Here is a 16855-nt window from a genome sequence, read left to right as displayed (position 1 = left end):
CGGACAGGCCGTGCCGGGGCCCCGGCCAGCATGGACAGCGAACCGCTGAACCTTGCGGCGGTGGCGGGAGAGCCGGTCGTCTGGGCCTCAGGAGTGAGCTGGGCATGGTATCTGGCTGGATCGCCGGCAGTGGGGAGTTCGCGGAATCGTCGGTGCTGTGGAGCCGCTGCGCGCTTCGATCGCAGTCAGCCGCCTGGTGGCCGAGCCATGGAGGCGGTAGCCGTCCCGTGGCATGGGCCCCTATTCGATGATCGTGTGGAAGAAGGCGACGGCGGCGGCGAAGGAGGCGCCGCCGACGAGGACGGCGTCGGCGGTGGCGCCGCCCTTGTGGAAGGTGAGGAGGCCCGCACCGAGGGCGGTGAGGATGCCGAGAAGGAAGACGACGGCGGAGCGCTGGCCGAGGAGGGGACCGCGGTCGTTCATGACGACTCCGATTGCTGGCAGGGCGACACAGCCGATGCGGCGACGGTGTCCGGTTGTGGTTGCTGTAGCCGGGCGCGCTGCCTTTGCCCCCGGGTGAGGAGCATCACGCCGGAGCGGAGAAAGAATCTCGGGAATTGCCCGGGGGGATCTTTGCGCGCCGGACCTATCAGAAAGCCGTGAGCCAATGCCACGCGCCCGATGACGGGTCCCCACAGCGCGAAGGAGCCGGTGTGCCGAGTGAGATCACAGCTGGTGTCCCACCGCGCCCCGGTTCGCCCGTGGACGGGGACGGACCGGCACTGCCGCTGCAGCAGCGGGAACTGGCCGACATTGAGCATCTGCTGTCGGGCGGCGTAGGACTGGAAGCCGCCGCTGTCCGCGAGGCGCGGCTGGCAGGGGATGCGCGCGTGGTGGACGCGCTGCGGGCCGACGGCTTCAGCGGCCCCCGCTACCGAAAGTTCGCGGGACGGCTGATGGCCTACGGCTGGCCCATCATGCTCAGCTGGAACAGCACGGGGGAGATCTTCCGCCAGACCAGCCTGATCGGCCGGCCCGTCCCAGGCCGCGAGATCGTCCACGACTGGTGCCGGGACGACCGCAGCGAGGTCGCCACGGACACCGTCCTGGCAGGCCTCGAACTCTTTCGCACCCACGCGCTTCAGAGCGGCAGATGGACCCCCGAAGGCGGGGCTACCCTCACTACGTACTACGTCGGCGCCTGTGTGCGCGCCTTCCGGCCTGTGTATGTCCGCTGGAGCCGCGAGCACATGACCCGCCAGGCTATGCAGGCAATACCGCTTTCGCACGACGAAGCAGACCCTCTGGACGGCATCCCCGACCAACGCGCCGCCGACCCTTGCCACGTTGTCGCCCTCCAGGACGAGATCGACCGCATCCTCCCGCTGCTGACTGACGCGCAGGTGCGGATCGGAATCGGCTGGCGGGCCGCGGGATGCACCCAGGGCGAGGCTGCCGCCATGGCGAATCTGACGGAGAAAGCTCTGGAACGTCGCTTGAGTCGCGTACGAGTCAAGCTCCGGGCCGTCACGGCGCGGTGGCAGGAACCCGGCGAGGGGGGACCGCGATGACGGAGCCGACAAGGAAAGCCATGGACCTCGACCTCGACGCCGCTCGAAGCGACACAGACGACTTCGACGCACTGCTGGCCGCGTCCAGCCTGGGAGCTCCCCGCATACGAGCGGTCAGTGCGCACACCCCCTCCGGTATCCGTCAGCTGCTCGACGCCCGTCTGCAGGACGATCAGAGTCCGGCCGCGGCGGTACGTGAGCCGCTCCCGGATGGGTCTGCGGCAACGAGCTGCCAGGTGACCGAACGGGCCGCCGCGGCGGCCCGTTCGGTGTCCTTGGCGGTGGTGGGACGCATGAGCGTGGGAAAGACCTCCCTCGGCAACGCCCTCCTCAGCGTCGACGACCTGCGGGCGGCGTCCGACCAGTCGGCTTCCCGCGCCCTGCTGGCGGGCCCCGAGGACCTGGGCGACGGCGCCTTCCTGGTCCTGCCGAAGACGTGCGCAGCGGATTCTCTTGTGCCGGCGTTCATGTCCTCGTTGTACGACCCGAGGACGTGGCATGAGCAGACGGCCTGGTCTGGCCTGAGGGGAGCACTCGGCGCGTCGGCAACACTGGTGCAGCCGCTTCGCGTCGCATGGGACCGTCTGGCTCCGACGCACCTCGGTGACGATCACGCGGTGCTGCTGCGGGATTTCCCCGCCTGGGGAAGCCCTCCGGGGGAGCCGGCATCGGCAGCGGCGGCAGCCGCAGCCTTCGACGCACACAGGCCGGGTCTGGGTCCGTCGAGGCGGGCTCTGGGGCTGCCTGCGCCCTGGCGCCTCATGCCGTTCTGCGACGTGTACGACTCCCTGGTGGCGCGGCTGCAGCCCCATGGTCGGGTCTGGCGCCATGCGTGCCTGTGGTGCGCCCTCGAGCTCTCTCGAGAGCGCGACGACCGGTTGCGTCCGATGCGGCAGTGGTGGGATGTGCTGCAGCTGTGCGGCTCGTTGCGGCCCCCCGCATCGGACCTCGTCCCTGTATGGCAGATGTTGGACGCGACGCCGGCAAGGCTGCTGCCCGCCGAGTCCATTCGCTTCCGCCGGAACTCCGGCCCTCTCACATCGGTGCAGCCCGATCTGTGCATTCCTCCGCGCCGTCTCCGCCCGCACCCCACCGCGGCACAGCGATCCGCCGCTGCACTCAGCGAAGGGGATGCCAGACGGCGGTGGCTCATCGTGGTCACGCATGGAACGCAGCCGCTCTGGCAGCTGCTCCAGAGCAGCGACGTCGTACCCTTGCGCCCGCATGCAACCCGATCCGGCAGATTCGACCTCCCGGACAGCGGCATCCCAGCAGCCGGGGCGACCACGCTGCCTGGAGACGATCCGCGGCCATCGCTGGTCTGCACGGTCCAAAGCGACGACGGAGTGACAACCGTCCGGGCGCAGACGCATCTGGAGCTGCTCGACGACGGCCACCTCCGCCCGCAGCCCGTTCCCACCACCTTCACCTACCGATCGGACGACCCCTACGCCGTACGCGTTGCCTTCGGCGAACGGGTAGGAGCCCAAGTCGAGTGGATCTTCGCGCGCGAGCTCCTCGTCGAAGGGCTGCGTCGTTCCTCCGGCGCGGGAGACGTCACGGTTTACAGAGCCGAAGCACCTCCCGGGCAGGAAGGGCCTACGAGCGTGCACATCAGGCTCAGTTCGCCGGAGGGACGGGCCATACTCGCCATGCGCTCGAGCGACCTGGAAATCTTTCTCGAGCAGACGCGAGCCGTCGTCGTCTACGGATCCGAGTACCTCCACATGCGGATTCCCTGGGAGAGGCTGACCGAAGAACTGTGGCGGCATCCCAATTCCCACCGTTAGAGGTCCTGACAAATGCGTTGGACGTGTCGGCGGGTGATGAGGCAGACGGCGAGTGCGAGGAAGGCCTCGTGGATGTCGTCGCGGCGTTCCCACCGGATCCGCAGGCGGCGGAAGCCTGGCGAGCTCGGTGTCCACCTCGACGTTGATCGTGCCGTGGTCGTTGATGTTCTCGCTGTGCGCCGGGGAGACATGCGCGAGCAGTTCGTCGTCGACGGCCCGGCCCTCGGCGCGCATCGCTCCGACGGCGAGGCCGTCGTACTCGCCAGTCCAGGTGACGACCGCGTTAGTCAGCACGGTCAGGCGCCACGCCTGTTGGTCCGCCCGGCCAGGAACCGCTCGCGGATGCCTGGTGGGCGTAGTGCAGGTCCCGGCACTACGTGAGTGCAGCGACTCGCCCTTGTTGAGCCGCCGGGCGATCATGCGGCGGTAGGTCTCGTCTGCCAGGGAGCGGGCGGCGCTTGGGCGGCTCGCAGAGACTCGGCAGCGGCGCCGCACAGCGAGCACAGCCGCACGCCCGGCTGCTCGGCTGCGTCCAGCGTCCGCTCCGGCGGCAGCACCGGCGCCCCGGCCGGCGCCTCTTCGCAGTCGACGGCGTGCACGACGCCGCCGCGGCCGGGGCCGGGGCCGAGCGCCAGCCTTCGCCGGCACCCAGCCGGATGGCCGCCGCGCCCCAGCGCCTGGACGGGCGAGGGCGGCCTCCAGATACTGCGGCGGGCACGGCGTTCGTAGGAGACGCCGTCCACGGGCCGCTCGGGGGCGCGGACCCAGACCCGGTACTCGGCAGGCTCCACCATATCGCCGTACTGGTGAAGGGGCGTTGTCTGAGGAGTGCGGCATTCCGGCGGCCGGTGACTGATGGAGCCTCAGATGTCTCACATATACTCGAAGTACCGGTCGTGCCAGTCCGCCTTTCCCGCCTCCTCATCGTCCTCGTCTTCGGCCACTTCGCCCGCGGCCACGAGCGCCGCAACCAGCTCCTCGTCTCGGTGCGCCTCCAGGACCGACGGTCCGTCGTACGGCTCACGGAGCAGATCGGCCGGGACGAAGGTGCACCCCATGGCCGTACAGACACCGTCGAGCCACGTCACGAGCTCCTCGGGCGGGCATGCCTCTCCTCTGGGGGCGCCCTCGCCGACTCTCATGGAGGCAGTGACGAAGTAGCGGCCGAAGTTGCTCATCGCGACGCTCATGGGCAGGCCGAGGCCCGTCACGTCCGCTGGGACGTCGACAACACCGCAGAAGCTGGCGTCCTGGCCCAGGCCACTTGAGCAGGACGGCCCGAAGCGTTCCTCAAGGGCGCTCACCAAGCGGGTGTAGCAGTTCAGTGCGGTCTCCTTGTCGAAGTCCGCGGGGCGTTCCAGGCAGCGCGGGTCGTCGTGCTCCAGCAGGAGCGCCCGGATCTGGTCCATCGGGAGCATGTCGAGCCCTTCCGTCAGTTCTAGTGCGAGGAAGGGCGGTGTGCGCGGCGGCCCGGGCACACCACCCTGATGGGGTCAGGATGTACCTCACGTTCGGGCTGCGAGGCAGTGGGTCCAGCTGTCGTTGGCGTATCTGGCCCATGTCTCCGCTGTGGCGGGGCCGAGGCCGAAGAGATCGGCGACGACGATGGGCGGGAGCGTGACGGCCTCGATCATGGCGGTGTCTCTGGCGCTGAGGACCGGCAGGCCGTGCTGTCTGAGCAGGTTGTCCACCCCGTGGGGGCTGCGGGGCTGATGGGGGAACTCGCCTGGCAGCAGGCAGGGGGAGGCTTCGTCGAGCGCCCGGCGCATGCGGGTGGTGGTGCGTGGCTGACCGATCTGGTCCTGGATGAGCAGGCGGAGGACGTCGTCATGCCCTCCACCGTACGGACGGGCGCCGGCAGCACCGCCACCTGCACGGACGGCCGCCTCTGTCCACAGGCGATCCGTGATCCCCAGGAGGTACGAGCGACCACGAGCAGCAGCAGCCGGCCCCGCGCCGCGGCAAGGTCCCTGGGGCCCTCGCACGGGCAGAGCGGAAGGTCTTCACCCTGCCCCCGCCGAAGTCCGTAAACGCACAGGTGAAATTCCTCCTCACGCGGACGAAGGAGTCAGCGAGGAGCCTGGCGGAGCGTGTGGGGACCTCGACCCGCACGATCGAGTGCCGCCGCGCCGGGAAGCTGAAGAAGCCTCGGAAGCGGCTCCAGGCCACGCTGGTGGAGGCGACCGAATCCGAGTGGCAACCACAGGTCAGGGCACGTGCACGCGAGCAGGCTTCCACCTCCCGCGGCATGATGGTGGAGGTGACGGCGTACTTCGGATTCACGTGCTCTGGCAGCTCGGCCGCCGGCCGCATCAGCACCGTCACCACCCCGATCTCGCCCACCTACGCGAAGCCGGGTGGTTGCCACGTGGGCGAGCCTGCTGTCGCCAAGGTCAGGTCGAGCAGCGCTTGTGGTGCTTCCTCGGGCCACCTCGGTCGACTCCGATCCGCGTTCAGTTCGCCACCCGGCGGGCGATCTCGTCCTCCCTGCGTGCCGGTCCGACCGTCAGGCATACCCGCCGCCACCCGATTTCCGCCTGGTCCGCGGAGACGGAAGAATCCGCCGAGCACATGGCGCACGCTGAGAGGACGTCAATTGACATCGGACATAGCCACGTTTGCCACCCCTTCCGCCGAGCGCCCGCCCTCCTCTGTAGCCATCGACTGGGCGGCCGTCGAGGACTGGCTCGGGCTGCGGCTGCCGACTGACTACAAGCGGCTTGCCGACCGGTACGGGCCGCTGGACTTCGGTGAGTACGTGTGGATCCACGTGCCATGCGTACAGCGGGACCGCTTCGACTACGGCGAGTGGCTGCGCGCGACGCACCGGGAGGCGCGGATCGAGGCGCGGGAGCTGCCCGAGGCCGAGCGGCCTGTGCTCCACCCAGAGCCCGGCGGCCTGTTGGCCTGGGGCTGCACGCGGGGCAGCGACGTACTGTTCTGGGACACCTCGGCCTCCGTCGACCCCGACAAGTGGACCGTGGTGGTGCAGCACTCGGGGGCGGTGCCGGGCAGTGGCCTGCTCCGGTGGCACCGGTACGACCTGACGCTCACCGACTACCTGCGGCACACCGTCCGTGACACCTGGGAGCTCCCTTCTCCTCCCGGCCCGCTGCTCGGCCCGCTGCCGGGCGCCATCGCGCGGACCGCCTTCCTTCCCGACGCCGAGGCGTGGATCCCGCCCGCGCCGGTCCCGCCTCGGCTCACCGAGGCCGAGCGCCGAATCGCGTTGGAGACCGGCGCCGGGCTGGACGGGCTGCGGCTGCTGTCGCCGCCACCCGAGCGGCCGTACCTCGGCAACGGCTCCTGGGAAGGGCTGTTCGCCGAGCTGGGGACACGGCTGCCCGGGGAGTACGTGCGGCTGATGGACGGGTACGGCGCCGGCATCTGGAGCGGGTGGCTGCGATTCCACACCCCGCTCCGGACCGGCGAGCGTCGTTTCCTCACGCACGTCGAGGACACAGCGGACGCCTACCGGCAGCTCAAGGACGGCAACGCGGGCTGGTACCCGCTGGCCATCTGGCCCGAGCCCGGCGGCTTCCTCCCCTTCGCCAACTCCCTCGACGGCGACTACCTCGGCTGGCTGGCCGAGGGCGAGGATCCCGACACATGGCCGCTGATCGTCTGGCCCCGCCACGCGAACCAGGGACCGCCGCTCGAAAGCGGCCTGATCGACACCCTCCTCGACTGGCAACGCGGCACGCTGGTCACACATGGGTTCCCCGCCCTGGACGAGGACGACGACCCTGTCGAGTTCGCGGACTTCCGGCCCTGGGACGACCGCGCCTACTGGTGAGCCCTCGGCCGGCGAACGCCCGGTTGCCCGTCCGGCCGATGCGCCGGGTGTCGCGCTCGCGCCGCCGTCGACGAAGCACCGGCCGAGGCGATGCCCGTGCCGCCCTGCTCCGGGTGGAGGATTCCGGAGGAGTGCTGACAGCCTTGGCACCCGCATCTCAGCAGGTCGACAAAGGGCGCCGTGCGCCCATGACGCCTCGTGTGGCATCTCTGCTCCACACCCTTGGCCGGTGAACAGACCGCGGTCGGCCTCTTCGCCGACCGGCAGCAGGGTCGCATCCTTCCGGCGGGGGGTCGGCGTCGCGCGTATGCCTGACGGTCCCGAAGGGCAGGCCCAATCCCGTATCGCGCCGTGCCGCAGCGCTCTATCGGCATGCGGGGCAGCAGATGTGTACTGGAGGCCTGCTGCATCGAGGGGGAGACATGCCGCACACGCCGGATCCGGGAACACCGGAGTCAGCCCACGAGGAGGAGCCCTGGCTCAGCAGTGACGAGGTCGCGAAGCTGTGGCCCGTGCGCAGGGACTGGCTGCCGGGTGTCGCCCGTCGTGCGGATGTCCGCGTCCGCAGGTTCGGCGGGGCGAGCCGGGGCACGTGGGGGGCGGAGCCGACCTTCTACTACTTCCACCCAGGAGACGTGCGCAGGGCCGCGCCGGCCATCGCGGAGGGACGCGTCGACATCCCGTCAGACTGGCGCACCGACACTCCCGACGGTCGGCGGGCGGAGTTCTGGGGCGTATTGACTGCCCGTGTCGCCGGCGCGCTCGCCATCATGGCCCTCCTGGTCGGGCTCTTCCTCTTCCTGGGCACAGCGATCTTCCTACTGACAGTGGAATGATCACTGGTGCCGTAGCCGACGGGCAGCGCTTCTCGTGAACGGAGCCGGTCGCGGTACTGGTGACAGAAGGGCTGCTCAATGAACATGCGTGACAACCCGCGTGCCTCGTTGGCGACAACCACGCTGCTTCATCCGGTCTCGTTCGCCACGTCATCCGACTCTGCCGGTGACGACTACTGAGCTTCGGCTCACATGTTTGGCGGGCCGTCGCACAACGTCCTGGCGGTGGCCCGCTCCAAATCCGCACCACGCATACGAGGCCGACGATGACCACGCCCTGGCCGCCCCGGCGCGTCGCCCGCCGTCCGCTCGCCCCACGCGTTGCCGCGCCCCGCGAGCCGGTTGACCTGCCCGGATCGGCCGCCGTGTCGTACGGCGCCGGGCGAAGGGCATGGACACCGGCGCCATCACGGCGGCCCTCGAGGGCGCACGCTTCGACGCGCGGCGGAACTCGCGGCACGAGGACCCGGCCGACGACGTCCGCGGGCGGGGAGGAGCTCGCGGAGTGGGAGCGGATCGACCAGCTGCTTGCCGACGACGTCCCTGGCGCTGGCGCCGTCTACGACCCGGACGCCGACGACGTCGTCCAGGCCGAGCTCGCCGCCAACGCCGCGGCCGCCGCCGCCCGGGAAGCCGAGCTGCGCGAAGCCGCCCGGCTCGCGCCGACGAGCTCCAGGCGCTGCGCGAGCTGGGCACGTTGGAGCAGACCGAGCCCCGTACCGGGGACGAAGCCGTCCGGGACGAACTCACCCGGCGCGCGGGCGGGTACGTCCAGGCCGACGTCGACGGATGGCTCGCGCACGCCCTGGCCGCGCGCCTCGGGCACTACCGCGACCCGGCCGCCCGCGAGGAAGCAGCCTGGCCTTCTCACGCCGCCGGTCCTCGCGCACGCCGCGCTGCTCGCCGAACTCGCCCGCCTGGTCCCCGGCGCCGACGTCGACCAGCTGGCGTTCGCGGCCCGGCTCGCCACCACCGAGCCCGAAGCCGCCGGCGCGCTCGCTGGGTTCCTCACCCGCGCCCGGTCGTAGCACCGCATCCGTGATCACCGAGGGTGACTGTCACTCCGTCACACTCACCGGTGTCCCGCGCCCCGATCCGGCTGTCACGTCGGGGTGTCACGCTGACGATCCGGCCCGGAACCACGGGCCCGGCCCCGGATCTGGGCCACCTCGCGGATCAGCGTGACTGTCCGCGCCTGGTGATCATGATCGCCCTACAGGGCATGCGGAGTGCGGTGGGGTCTGAACTGCCTGTTCATGGGGGGTAGCCAGGCTCGTGAGTCGGTGGATGGCTCCTGCTCCGAAGTCGGCGACGTAGTGCTGCTCTGCGGAAGTTCGTGGAGGGGTGTCCGAAGGCAGGTCTGGACACCTTGGATGTGTCAGGCGAAGGAGAAGTGCGCGGCGGCTTCGTCGGGCGTGGTCGCTTGGCGACGTCCGGGGACATCGTGGACGGTGGTTGCGCCTTCGGAGCGGAGCTGGTCGGCACCGGCGTTGCGGGTCATGGCGGCGGCGTAGGCACGGACGTCTGCGGCGGTGAGGTCGGTGCGGCCTCGCTCGGTGTACTGCTGGATTAGGTCGGTGACGTCCGGATTGAATCGCAGCATGGTCACCGGGGCGTTGAAGCGCCTGGCGATGGCGATGAGTCGGGCGCGTGCCTGCGGCGTGACGTTCGTTGACTCGGCGACTGCGCTGTGTCCGGTGGCGAGCCTGGCGACGATCCTGCGGTCTCGTTCCTCGAAGATCCGTGCGTCCGCCGCGTCGGATTCCGCTTCCGCGGGTGAGGTGCCGAAAAGCTCCGCGCGGATCTCGTCGCTGGACACCACGCCTTCCGCGTCGATCTGCCGGCGTGCGATCAGTGCCCGAACGAAGCTGGTCTTACCCGAGGCTGGTGGGCCGACGAGTACGACGAGCCCTGCCGGCACCCGGATGGCCGGCGCGAGAGCGTTGAGGTAGAGGCCGCCTGCGCAGTCGAGGGCTTCCTCCGGGGATCCGGCCGGCAGTCCGCCGGGCAGGATGTTGTCCCGGTAGCTGTAGTTGCCGGCCCGATAGAGGGCGAAGCCCCAGGTGTGCAGCATGCCTGTGATGCGCAGTCGGCACAGCGGCAGGCTCCTCTCGCTAGGCAACTCGGCTGCCACGTTGGCGAATCCTGTGCGGAAGCGGACCGTGATGGCGTCCACATGGGGCCAGCACTCGCGGGTGTGGCGGTTCAGGCGCTGGCGCAGCTGGTGCTGCATCGATTCCGGAGGGTTCTTCGGCACAGGGCCCATACTGCCGGGTACGGCGGCGACCCGCCATGATCATCGGCCGTGGAGGGTGGGCGACGGGTAGGGGCAGCGGTGGCGATCGATTCGCGGGTCCGCGAGCGGCTGGTGCGGACGGTGACCTCGGCGAAGTCCGAGGTGCGGGCGGTGCTGCGGGCCCGGGATCGTCCGCGCGGCCGCGGACGGACTCGCCAATGGCGCGATCGCCAGGAGCTCGAGGTCAGCGTGGACACGGTGCGCAAGTGGCGCGGGCGGTTCGCCGCACTGGGCCCGGACGGCTTGCGGGACGCCGAACGGTCGGGGCGGCCGAAGATCTGCGGGCACGAGGTCCGCGTGGCGATCGTAGCCACAGCAGCCAGCATGCCGCCGCATCCGGAGGTGACCTGGTCGCCCCGGGCCGTCGCCCAGCACGTGGCGCTGTGGTCGACGGGGTGGGAGGACTCCGGCCGCTGCGGTGAGGTAGTCGTTCAGGCCGCTGGTCTGGCGGAGTAGATTGGCGATGGTGATCTTGCTGCCGTCGTTTCCGTTCCCTTTGACCACCCCTGGCAGCCACCGTTCGACGGGGTCGTTCAGTGCGAGTCTGCCTTCGTCGGTCAACTGCAGGGCGATGGTGGCGGTGAAGTTTGGTGTCGCTGCCGAGGCGGTAATAGGCGTCCCAGGGAGCCGGGCGACCGGTCGTCAGATCCGCTGTGCCGGCCCGCGCGAGGGTGCGCCCCTGCGCGCTGCACACCTCCGCCAGCACTCCGGTGGCCCCGGTCGCCCGGATCGATCTCACATCGGCCTAGAGGGTGTCGTGTCCCCGTGTCCGCGCGGTGGGTGGCGCCGCGGAGGCGGTGCCGGAGCCGGTGCCCGCCAGAACGGCCGCCGCGGCAGCCGCCATACCCCTGCGCCGACTGACGACCGGTCCCCTCGGGCTCATCGGGCGGCTCCCGTGGGGGCGCAGGCGATGTCGTCGGCCGGCAGCGTTCCGCCGCGCAGATAGTCGTTGACGGCCTGGTCGGCACAGGGGACGGGCTGATGGCCGTCGATGCCCCGCCCGTAGACACCGTGCGAGCGGATGTCCGCAGTCACCAGGCGCGAGCCGGTGAGCCTGCGATGCAGTGCCAGGGCGCCGTCGTAGGGGACGTTGTTGTCGCGACGGGCCTGCAGCATCAGGACGGGCACGTTGTTGTGGATGGAGGTGCCCGGCTCGCGCGGTTCGTTCTTCCAGAACGCGCACGGCGCGATCATCTCGTTGACCACCGGGCCGAAGACCGGCTGCGTGGCGCGGCTGCGAACGCTGTTGTGCCAGTACGTCTCCGGGTTCTTCGGCCAGCCTCCAGCGGGCCAGCCCCCGTCACCGCACATGAACAGCGCACCGCCCAACATGCTGTGCTGCAGGTCCGGCGAGTTGAGCAACTGGAGCATGGCGGCGAGCTCCGGGCCGGGCTCGATCGGCTTCCCGGCGGCGGCGTCGGCCAGATCGCGCACCACCGAGGCCAGGGCGGGGTCGTTCTCCTGGTGCTGGACGAGCTGCCGGAGCAACAGCCGCAGCACGGGGGCGTTCAACCGCTGTCCGCTGACCGCCACCGGGCGGTGCTCGGCGTGATCGAGCAGCTTCTGAACGGTCGCCCGGACCTGGCCACGGGTCGGGCCCAGCCGGTACCGGTCGTTGTGCCGGGCGGCCCATCCGGCCCACTCGTCCAGCGCCGCCTCCAGCGGGTCGCCGGCCCGCTGGAACAGCTCGTACTGGCTGGCGGCAGGGTCGGTGGAGGAGTCGATGACCACGCGGTCGGCCCGGCGGGGGAACAACTGGGTGTACACGGCGCCCAGGTCGGCTCCGTAGGAGACGCCGTAGTAGGACAGTCTGGATTCGCCCAGTGCGGCCCGGATCGCGTCCATGTCGCGGGCCACGTTCCGGGTCGAGGCGTGCGGCAGCAGTTCTGCGTTGTCTCCGTACTCCTGGCAGCGCCGAGCGGTGTCCCGCGCGGACCGGACGGTCTCCTCGAAGTCCTTGCGCGGGGAGGTGACCGGACCGGGTGGCGGTGAGGGACGGGCGGGGGCACAACGGATGGGAGTGCTCTCGCCGAGGAATCTCGGGTCGAAGCCGATCAGGTCGTAGCGGTCCGCCACATCCTTCAGCGCCGGGCGGAGCGCGAGGGTATTGGCGAGACCGGTCCCGCCGGGACCACCGGGGTTGGACAGCAGAATGCCGCGCCTACCGGTCGTGGACGTGGCCTTGATCCGCGATATCGCGATCTTGATCGTACGGCCGCCGGGGTCGGAGTGGTCGAGGGGGACGGGCACCTTGGCGCACTCCGCCCCCGCCGCGTTCAGCTCGGTCTGCGCCTTTGAGCAGGGCCCCCAGACGAGGCGCTGGTGGGCAGGGGCACCGTCAGTGGGTTGATGTGATGTGGCCGTGGCAGGTACGGCCGCGGCGAGTAAACCGGCCAGTCCCAGGCTGATGGTGACCCCGGATAGGACGCGCATGGTGCTCCTCGGATCGGACGAGAGCTGTCGCCCACGACGCTACGAGCGCGCATGACGCCGGACCATGCCGCTGCCCGGTTCACACTTCCTGGTGGTTGCGGTATTGACAAGCAGCGGACTCCACCCCCAAGAAGCGACCCAGGCACTGATGGGTCGTGCGACCTATGCCGGACACTCATCGTTTGAGGTGACAGAGGGCGGGGTGATCTGCCGGACACTGAGTGCGCTCGGCTGGAGTGGGGCCTTCCGAAGAATGCGGCCCGGGACGGGCGTTGGAACTTCACCGCACGGTCATCAACGGCCTCCTGTGAGCGCGACCAGGGCAGGCAGCTGGTTCCAGCAACGCGCGGTCGCCCACGGCCACTCCTCGGGAAGGCGACCTGACTCTGTTCCCGCGGGCGGCCGGCGTGGGCGGTCTGCTGCGCATCGTGTTCGTCGGCGGGCCTGGCCGGTACGTCCCGGGCGGGGCTCCTCTCGGCTCCGGGGATGTGGGTTTCACCCGGGGTGCGGGCCTGAACCTGCACGAGCCGGGCGCCGTCCGGGCTCTGCTCGACGTGGCGCTGGCCCGCGGGTGGCGGCCAGGGGAGCGGCGGGCGGCGGAGGTCGACGGCTGGTCCCTGCTGGAGGCGGCGGCCGCTGCGCGAGAGGGGGACGCCGATCCCGACGGCCCGTAGGGCGGCCCCGCTTCGCTGACTCGTCGGTCCTTGAGAGCGGCCCGCAGCGTGGCGTCCTGTGGGACGGGTCGGACTCCGTGGAGACGGGACCGGTCGCCGACGGACTCGACGGGAATTGCATCGAGGTGGGCGGGGCCCGGCCGGACTGCGTTCGGCGTTGGCTGGGCTGTTGAGGGCTGCTGCCCTGTCGGTCTCCGGTTGGTCCCGACGGCCGGGGGCAGGGTGGCCTGGGCGGGGTTGCCGATCTGCCGGGGAGTCGGCCCGGCTGGAGCGGCGACGTCAGTGAGCCGCTCCAGTGGCTGGGGGATGGAGCGAGGAGGCGCTGATCTGAGGAGCGTTGTCCCCCAGCTTTTCCCGGATCTCGTCAACTCCAGCTCAAGACCGTCCGCACCCACTGCTCTGAGCTCGACGCCCTCACCCGACACGTTCGCTCCTTCGCGGTCATGCTCACGCAGCGCCAGGGCCAAAACCTGCCAGCCTGGCTCGACGCTGTCCGGCAGGACGACCTGCCCAGCCTCCACACCCTTGCAGTGATCGCAATGTCAGCGGCTGATGCGAAGATCCCGGCGCAACTACACAAGGAGATCAAATGGGCACCTGGGACACCGGCCCCTTCGACAACGACACCGCCGCGGACTTCGCCAACGCTCTCGACGACGCCAAACCCGAAGAACGCGAGGCACTGATCCGTGGCGTGCTCACGCGCACCGTCGACGCCACCGGCTGGCTCGCCGAAGGAGAAGAGGCGGTGGCCGCCGCCGCGCTGATTGCGGCGCAATGCCCTGGCGGCGGCCCAGTCAACACACCCTATGGCCCTGAAGAGCCCATGCCCGCCTTCCCTGACGATCTCCGGACGCTTGCGGACGAGGCCCTCGCTCGCGTCATCAGCGAGGAGGCCGGGCCGGCGTCGAACTGGGTCGATCCGGAAGACTGGAAGCAGTGGCGAGCCGACCTCAACCGCCTTCGCACAGTCCTTGCTCCGCCATCACCGTCCATCCCGCTGTTCGACGTCGAGCAATGACCGATCGTCACCGCCACAAAACCTGAGCCAGAGCCGGAGAACGGTAGGCGACTTGCAGCCCGGGGTTGCTCTCCCGAACAGAATTTCAGAGCGGTCGCGGGCCGGTAGGGGCTAGCAGCCGTGTGCGGACTGCGGCTCGCACTTCGGGTGTCTCCATCGGGTCGTCGCGCAGTGCCGTGATCCGTTGCAGGGTTTCTGGGCTGGCGGGCGCCGAGGCGATGCCCAGCAGTCGCGCCGTCTCCTCGCAGTCCCAGAGGGACTCGGTGTGCGCGTAGTCCAGACCGTTCGTGTCGATGGCGGCGAGTGCCTCCAGATAGGCGGCACGCTCGTACGAGTGAGGGGTGCGCAGCCAGTAGCGCTGCAGATAGGGCGCCGCCCCGGCGGCGTCGGGTCCGAACCGGGCCAGGCGCCGGGCCGTCCTGTCGGGACCGCACCAGATCCGCGCCGCCCACTGCTCGGCGAGTTCTTCCACGAGGCCTGGCAGTGCGTCGGGGCCGGGATGATCGGCCAGGACGTCCGATCCCAGCCGAGCAAGCCAGGGGCGTGGGTCCTGCGCCCATCCGCGAGCTGCCGGCACAGCTAGGGCGCCGAGGCGCTCGACAGCACGTCTGAGCAGGGGCAGGGGCCGGCGACCGTCCGCGCCCAATGAGGGGATCAGCGGGATCAGTTCCTCAGCGGGCTCCCGGCCGTTGAGGGCATGCAGTGCGTCGACCTTCGCGTCGCCTTCGGTACGGTCGTCGGCGAGCAGGGCGAGAAGCTCCCCGGTGCCGAGCCCGGCCAGTGACGGCCGCGGAACGAACGGGCGGCTCTGCACGGCGATCCCGAACCGCGTCCACGGCTCGGAAAACCACGGCAGCTCCGCTTCTGCGCCGATCCGAGCGCGTGCGACGTCACCGAGGTCCTCCCACCACTCCGGCGGCCAGCACGCTGACACCGACTCCAGGACGCGGACCCAGTGCTCGCCCTCCCGGACATAGGACCGAAGCCCCTCCCGGGCCTCCTCCGATCCGGCGAGCGCCAGCAGCTCCAGCACCTCGCAGGCCCGCAGGCAGGACTCCTCGTCCGACGCCAGCTGCTCCACGACCGGCGTGGGGGACAGCTCCAGGTCCCGGACCAGCCGCGCCAGGTACAGAGACCGATCATCGGCCCCGTGCCAACGCCAGTCACGACGGATGCCGTCATACACGAACACCGCAGTTCCCTGCGGGTCCTGGAGCGCTCGTACCGCCCCGAGGCCACGCCCCCGTTGCAGCAGACCCTCGACAGAGTCGGGGCGGACGTACGTCATCTCGTGTTCATCGCTCATCACCAGGCACCCTGCCCGATCGAACACCAGCCCGCCAGGCGATATCGGCAGGGCCCCATCGGAACCAGGCCGTCCTGGTCGAACACGCCCAGACCACGACCAGGGAGCGGTAGCCAGCACCCGTGAACTCCGTCTCGGCATCGGCGGCTTCGTGCCTACCGACGAAGTGCTGTCTGTACTCGTGGGCAGCAGTTGCGCTCTCGGGCGCGGGCTGCCTTGGGCTCGGGACCATCCCCGCGTGTGCGGGGAGCAGCCGGTCGTCGACCCGTTCGTCCTGGACAAGCGGGGACCATCCCCGCGTGCGCGGGGAGCAGTTCTGTGACACGTTCCGCCCGGCCAACGCGTGGGGACCATCCCCGCGTGCGCGGGGAGCAGTGGGTCCCGGTCGACACCAACAACAACTCGGCGGGACCATCCCCGCGTGCGCGGGGAGCAGTTCAACCCGCCGTACTCCTACCGGGTTGCCGAGGGGCCATCCCCGCGTGCGTGGGGAGCAGGAGTACGCGGACTGCGTCGCCGAGCTGTCGTCGGGATCATCCCCCGCGTGCGCGGGGAGCAGTTGACCTCGAACGCGCCCATCGAGCGCCAGGCGGGACCATCCCCGCAGGCGCGGGAAGCAGCAGCTCGCGCAGCGTGTCCCCGACCAGGGGCGCGGGACCATCCCCGCAGGTGCGGGAAGCAGACTGCGTGACCTGCAGCTCCAGTGCGGGGACATGCGATTCCCGCAGGGTTTCGCCGAGTCCGGCATACCGTCCATAGAGCCCTTACCGTCGGCGAGGGAACCCGAAGTCTCATCGTAGGGCTCCGCTCACGTGAACCTCACGGAGCCGGGATCGGACAGGCCTGCCTCCGGTCCTCAACTGGGCACCCCAAGCCTGGTGCTTGCAGCGCACCTCAGTCACCGCCTGTCGAGCAGACGTACTCACAGAACGGCTCAACCGGCGCGATGGGACTATCCCCGCGTGCGCGGGGAGATGAGGTGACGGGCGGCGGACGCCATGATGGCGGGGGGACCATCCCCGCGTGCGCGGGGAGCAGGAGGACGAGGACGAGGACGAGGACGACATGGAGACCCTGGGACCATCCCCGCGCACGCGGGGATGGAGGCGCTCGGCCCGGCTGCTGCCGTCTGGTCAAGCAGGGGCGGGCGATCACCGGCTGGGCAAAGATCGAGGTGCATCCGCAGGGCGCG

At 70.3% G+C, this 16855-nt stretch carries 15 protein-coding genes, 3 pseudogenes and 1 CRISPR repeat array; of the genes and pseudogenes, 8 read left to right on the top strand and 10 right to left on the bottom strand.

The genetic code is table 11. The features are described from left to right. Positions 1 to 240 precede the first annotated feature (240 nt). On the bottom strand, positions 241 to 423 hold the full coding sequence (locus AB0M39_RS20465) for a hypothetical protein (RefSeq protein ID WP_365366253.1): 183 nt from the start codon (positions 421 to 423) through the stop codon (positions 241 to 243). 278 nt (positions 424 to 701) lie between these two features. On the opposite strand from AB0M39_RS20465, the gene AB0M39_RS20460 reads away from it, so the two are divergent. Further along, positions 702 to 1511 carry a hypothetical protein gene (locus AB0M39_RS20460; RefSeq protein WP_365366251.1) on the top strand — a complete coding sequence of 270 codons (810 nt, stop codon included), beginning with the start codon at positions 702 to 704 and terminating at the stop codon, positions 1509 to 1511. 20 nt (positions 1512 to 1531) lie between these two features. Beyond that, entirely contained in the window at positions 1532 to 3301 is a 1770-nt protein-coding gene (locus tag AB0M39_RS20455) for an SsgA family sporulation/cell division regulator (protein ID WP_365366249.1), read from the top strand. Here the strand turns inward: AB0M39_RS20455 and AB0M39_RS20450 are convergent. From AB0M39_RS20450 to AB0M39_RS20430, 5 genes and pseudogenes are all read right to left on the bottom strand, one after another. Further along, positions 3298 to 3414, bottom strand: a pseudogene (locus tag AB0M39_RS20450) (IS5/IS1182 family transposase); the annotation flags it as partial. The gene AB0M39_RS20455 and the pseudogene AB0M39_RS20450 overlap by 4 nt on opposite strands. 97 nt (positions 3415 to 3511) lie before the next feature. Then, a pseudogene (locus AB0M39_RS20445) lies at positions 3512 to 3721 on the bottom strand (hypothetical protein); the annotation flags it as partial. Beyond that, entirely contained in the window at positions 3718 to 4095 is a 378-nt protein-coding gene (locus AB0M39_RS20440; protein ID WP_365366247.1) for a DUF6233 domain-containing protein, read from the bottom strand. The pseudogene AB0M39_RS20445 and the gene AB0M39_RS20440, both read right to left, overlap by 4 nt. Before the next feature lie 78 nt (positions 4096 to 4173). Beyond that, positions 4174 to 4719 (bottom strand): hypothetical protein, encoded by a 546-nt coding sequence (locus AB0M39_RS20435; RefSeq protein ID WP_365366245.1) that lies wholly within the window; start codon positions 4717 to 4719, stop codon positions 4174 to 4176. Positions 4720 to 4806: 87 nt separating this feature from the next. Next, positions 4807 to 5070: a hypothetical protein gene (locus AB0M39_RS20430; protein ID WP_365366243.1), complete on the bottom strand. Its 264-nt coding sequence runs from the start codon at positions 5068 to 5070 to the stop codon at positions 4807 to 4809. An 827-nt stretch (positions 5071 to 5897) separates the two neighbouring features. Here AB0M39_RS20430 and AB0M39_RS20425 point away from each other — a divergent pair. The 3 genes from AB0M39_RS20425 to AB0M39_RS20415 all read left to right on the top strand — a co-directional run bounded on the left by AB0M39_RS20425 (position 5898) and on the right by AB0M39_RS20415 (position 8961). Beyond that, positions 5898 to 7097, top strand: coding sequence for an SMI1/KNR4 family protein (locus AB0M39_RS20425; protein WP_365366241.1), 1200 nt, complete (start codon positions 5898 to 5900; stop codon positions 7095 to 7097). 422 nt (positions 7098 to 7519) lie between these two features. Further along, entirely contained in the window at positions 7520 to 7933 is a 414-nt protein-coding gene (locus tag AB0M39_RS20420) for a hypothetical protein (RefSeq protein WP_365366239.1), read from the top strand. 266 nt (positions 7934 to 8199) lie between these two features. Continuing rightward, positions 8200 to 8961 carry a hypothetical protein gene (locus AB0M39_RS20415; protein WP_365366237.1) on the top strand — a complete coding sequence of 254 codons (762 nt, stop codon included), beginning with the start codon at positions 8200 to 8202 and terminating at the stop codon, positions 8959 to 8961. 350 nt (positions 8962 to 9311) lie between these two features. Here the strand turns inward: AB0M39_RS20415 and AB0M39_RS20410 are convergent, their stop codons facing one another. Then, positions 9312 to 10109 carry an ATP-binding protein gene (locus tag AB0M39_RS20410; protein ID WP_365366235.1) on the bottom strand — a complete coding sequence of 266 codons (798 nt, stop codon included), beginning with the start codon at positions 10107 to 10109 and terminating at the stop codon, positions 9312 to 9314. A 129-nt stretch (positions 10110 to 10238) separates the two neighbouring features. Between AB0M39_RS20410 and AB0M39_RS20405 the strand changes: the two genes are divergently transcribed. Continuing rightward, positions 10239 to 10685 carry a helix-turn-helix domain-containing protein gene (locus AB0M39_RS20405; RefSeq protein WP_365366233.1) on the top strand — a complete coding sequence of 149 codons (447 nt, stop codon included), beginning with the start codon at positions 10239 to 10241 and terminating at the stop codon, positions 10683 to 10685. Here AB0M39_RS20405 and AB0M39_RS20400 read toward each other — a convergent pair. Continuing rightward, positions 10650 to 11112 (bottom strand): annotated as a pseudogene (locus AB0M39_RS20400) (serine hydrolase domain-containing protein); the annotation flags it as partial. The gene AB0M39_RS20405 and the pseudogene AB0M39_RS20400 overlap by 36 nt on opposite strands. Then, positions 11109 to 12662 (bottom strand): alpha/beta hydrolase, encoded by a 1554-nt coding sequence (locus AB0M39_RS20395; protein WP_365366231.1) that lies wholly within the window; start codon positions 12660 to 12662, stop codon positions 11109 to 11111. The pseudogene AB0M39_RS20400 and the gene AB0M39_RS20395, both read right to left, overlap by 4 nt. 407 nt (positions 12663 to 13069) lie before the next feature. On the opposite strand from AB0M39_RS20395, the gene AB0M39_RS20390 reads away from it, so the two are divergent. Both AB0M39_RS20390 and AB0M39_RS20385 read left to right on the top strand, forming a co-directional pair. Further along, entirely contained in the window at positions 13070 to 13336 is a 267-nt protein-coding gene (locus AB0M39_RS20390) for a hypothetical protein (RefSeq protein ID WP_365366229.1), read from the top strand. 589 nt (positions 13337 to 13925) lie between these two features. Further along, complete coding sequence (locus AB0M39_RS20385) at positions 13926 to 14357, top strand: DUF4259 domain-containing protein (protein WP_365366227.1); 432 nt, start codon at positions 13926 to 13928, stop codon at positions 14355 to 14357. A gap of 85 nt (positions 14358 to 14442) precedes the next feature. On the opposite strand, the gene AB0M39_RS20380 is transcribed toward AB0M39_RS20385, so the two are convergent. After that, positions 14443 to 15663 carry a hypothetical protein gene (locus AB0M39_RS20380; protein ID WP_365366225.1) on the bottom strand — a complete coding sequence of 407 codons (1221 nt, stop codon included), beginning with the start codon at positions 15661 to 15663 and terminating at the stop codon, positions 14443 to 14445. Between the two features lie 224 nt (positions 15664 to 15887). Further along, positions 15888 to 16345: direct repeats of the CRISPR family, unit length 29 nt; unit sequence GGGACCATCCCCGCGTGCGCGGGGAGCAG. Positions 16346 to 16855 lie beyond the last annotated feature (510 nt).

The organism is Streptomyces sp. NPDC051907 (assembly GCF_040681075.1).
Taxonomy (GTDB): Bacteria; Actinomycetota; Actinomycetes; order Streptomycetales; family Streptomycetaceae; genus Streptomyces.
The sequence above is the reverse complement of the archived record's forward strand: the minus strand, read 5'-3'. Positions and strand labels throughout refer to the sequence as shown.

Coding starts and splice junctions, on each gene's coding strand:
- AB0M39_RS20385 (WP_365366227.1), top strand. CDS start 13,926: ATGGGCACCTGGGACACCGGCCCCTTCGACAACGACACCGCCGCGGAC.
- AB0M39_RS20465 (WP_365366253.1), bottom strand. CDS start 423: ATGAACGACCGCGGTCCCCTCCTCGGCCAGCGCTCCGCCGTCGTCTTC.
- AB0M39_RS20395 (WP_365366231.1), bottom strand. CDS start 12,662: ATGCGCGTCCTATCCGGGGTCACCATCAGCCTGGGACTGGCCGGTTTA.
- AB0M39_RS20455 (WP_365366249.1), top strand. CDS start 1,532: ATGGACCTCGACCTCGACGCCGCTCGAAGCGACACAGACGACTTCGAC.
- AB0M39_RS20415 (WP_365366237.1), top strand. CDS start 8,200: ATGACCACGCCCTGGCCGCCCCGGCGCGTCGCCCGCCGTCCGCTCGCC.
- AB0M39_RS20380 (WP_365366225.1), bottom strand. CDS start 15,663: ATGAGCGATGAACACGAGATGACGTACGTCCGCCCCGACTCTGTCGAG.
- AB0M39_RS20420 (WP_365366239.1), top strand. CDS start 7,520: ATGCCGCACACGCCGGATCCGGGAACACCGGAGTCAGCCCACGAGGAG.
- AB0M39_RS20440 (WP_365366247.1), bottom strand. CDS start 4,095: ATGGTGGAGCCTGCCGAGTACCGGGTCTGGGTCCGCGCCCCCGAGCGG.
- AB0M39_RS20430 (WP_365366243.1), bottom strand. CDS start 5,070: ATGCGCCGGGCGCTCGACGAAGCCTCCCCCTGCCTGCTGCCAGGCGAG.
- AB0M39_RS20435 (WP_365366245.1), bottom strand. CDS start 4,719: ATGCTCCCGATGGACCAGATCCGGGCGCTCCTGCTGGAGCACGACGAC.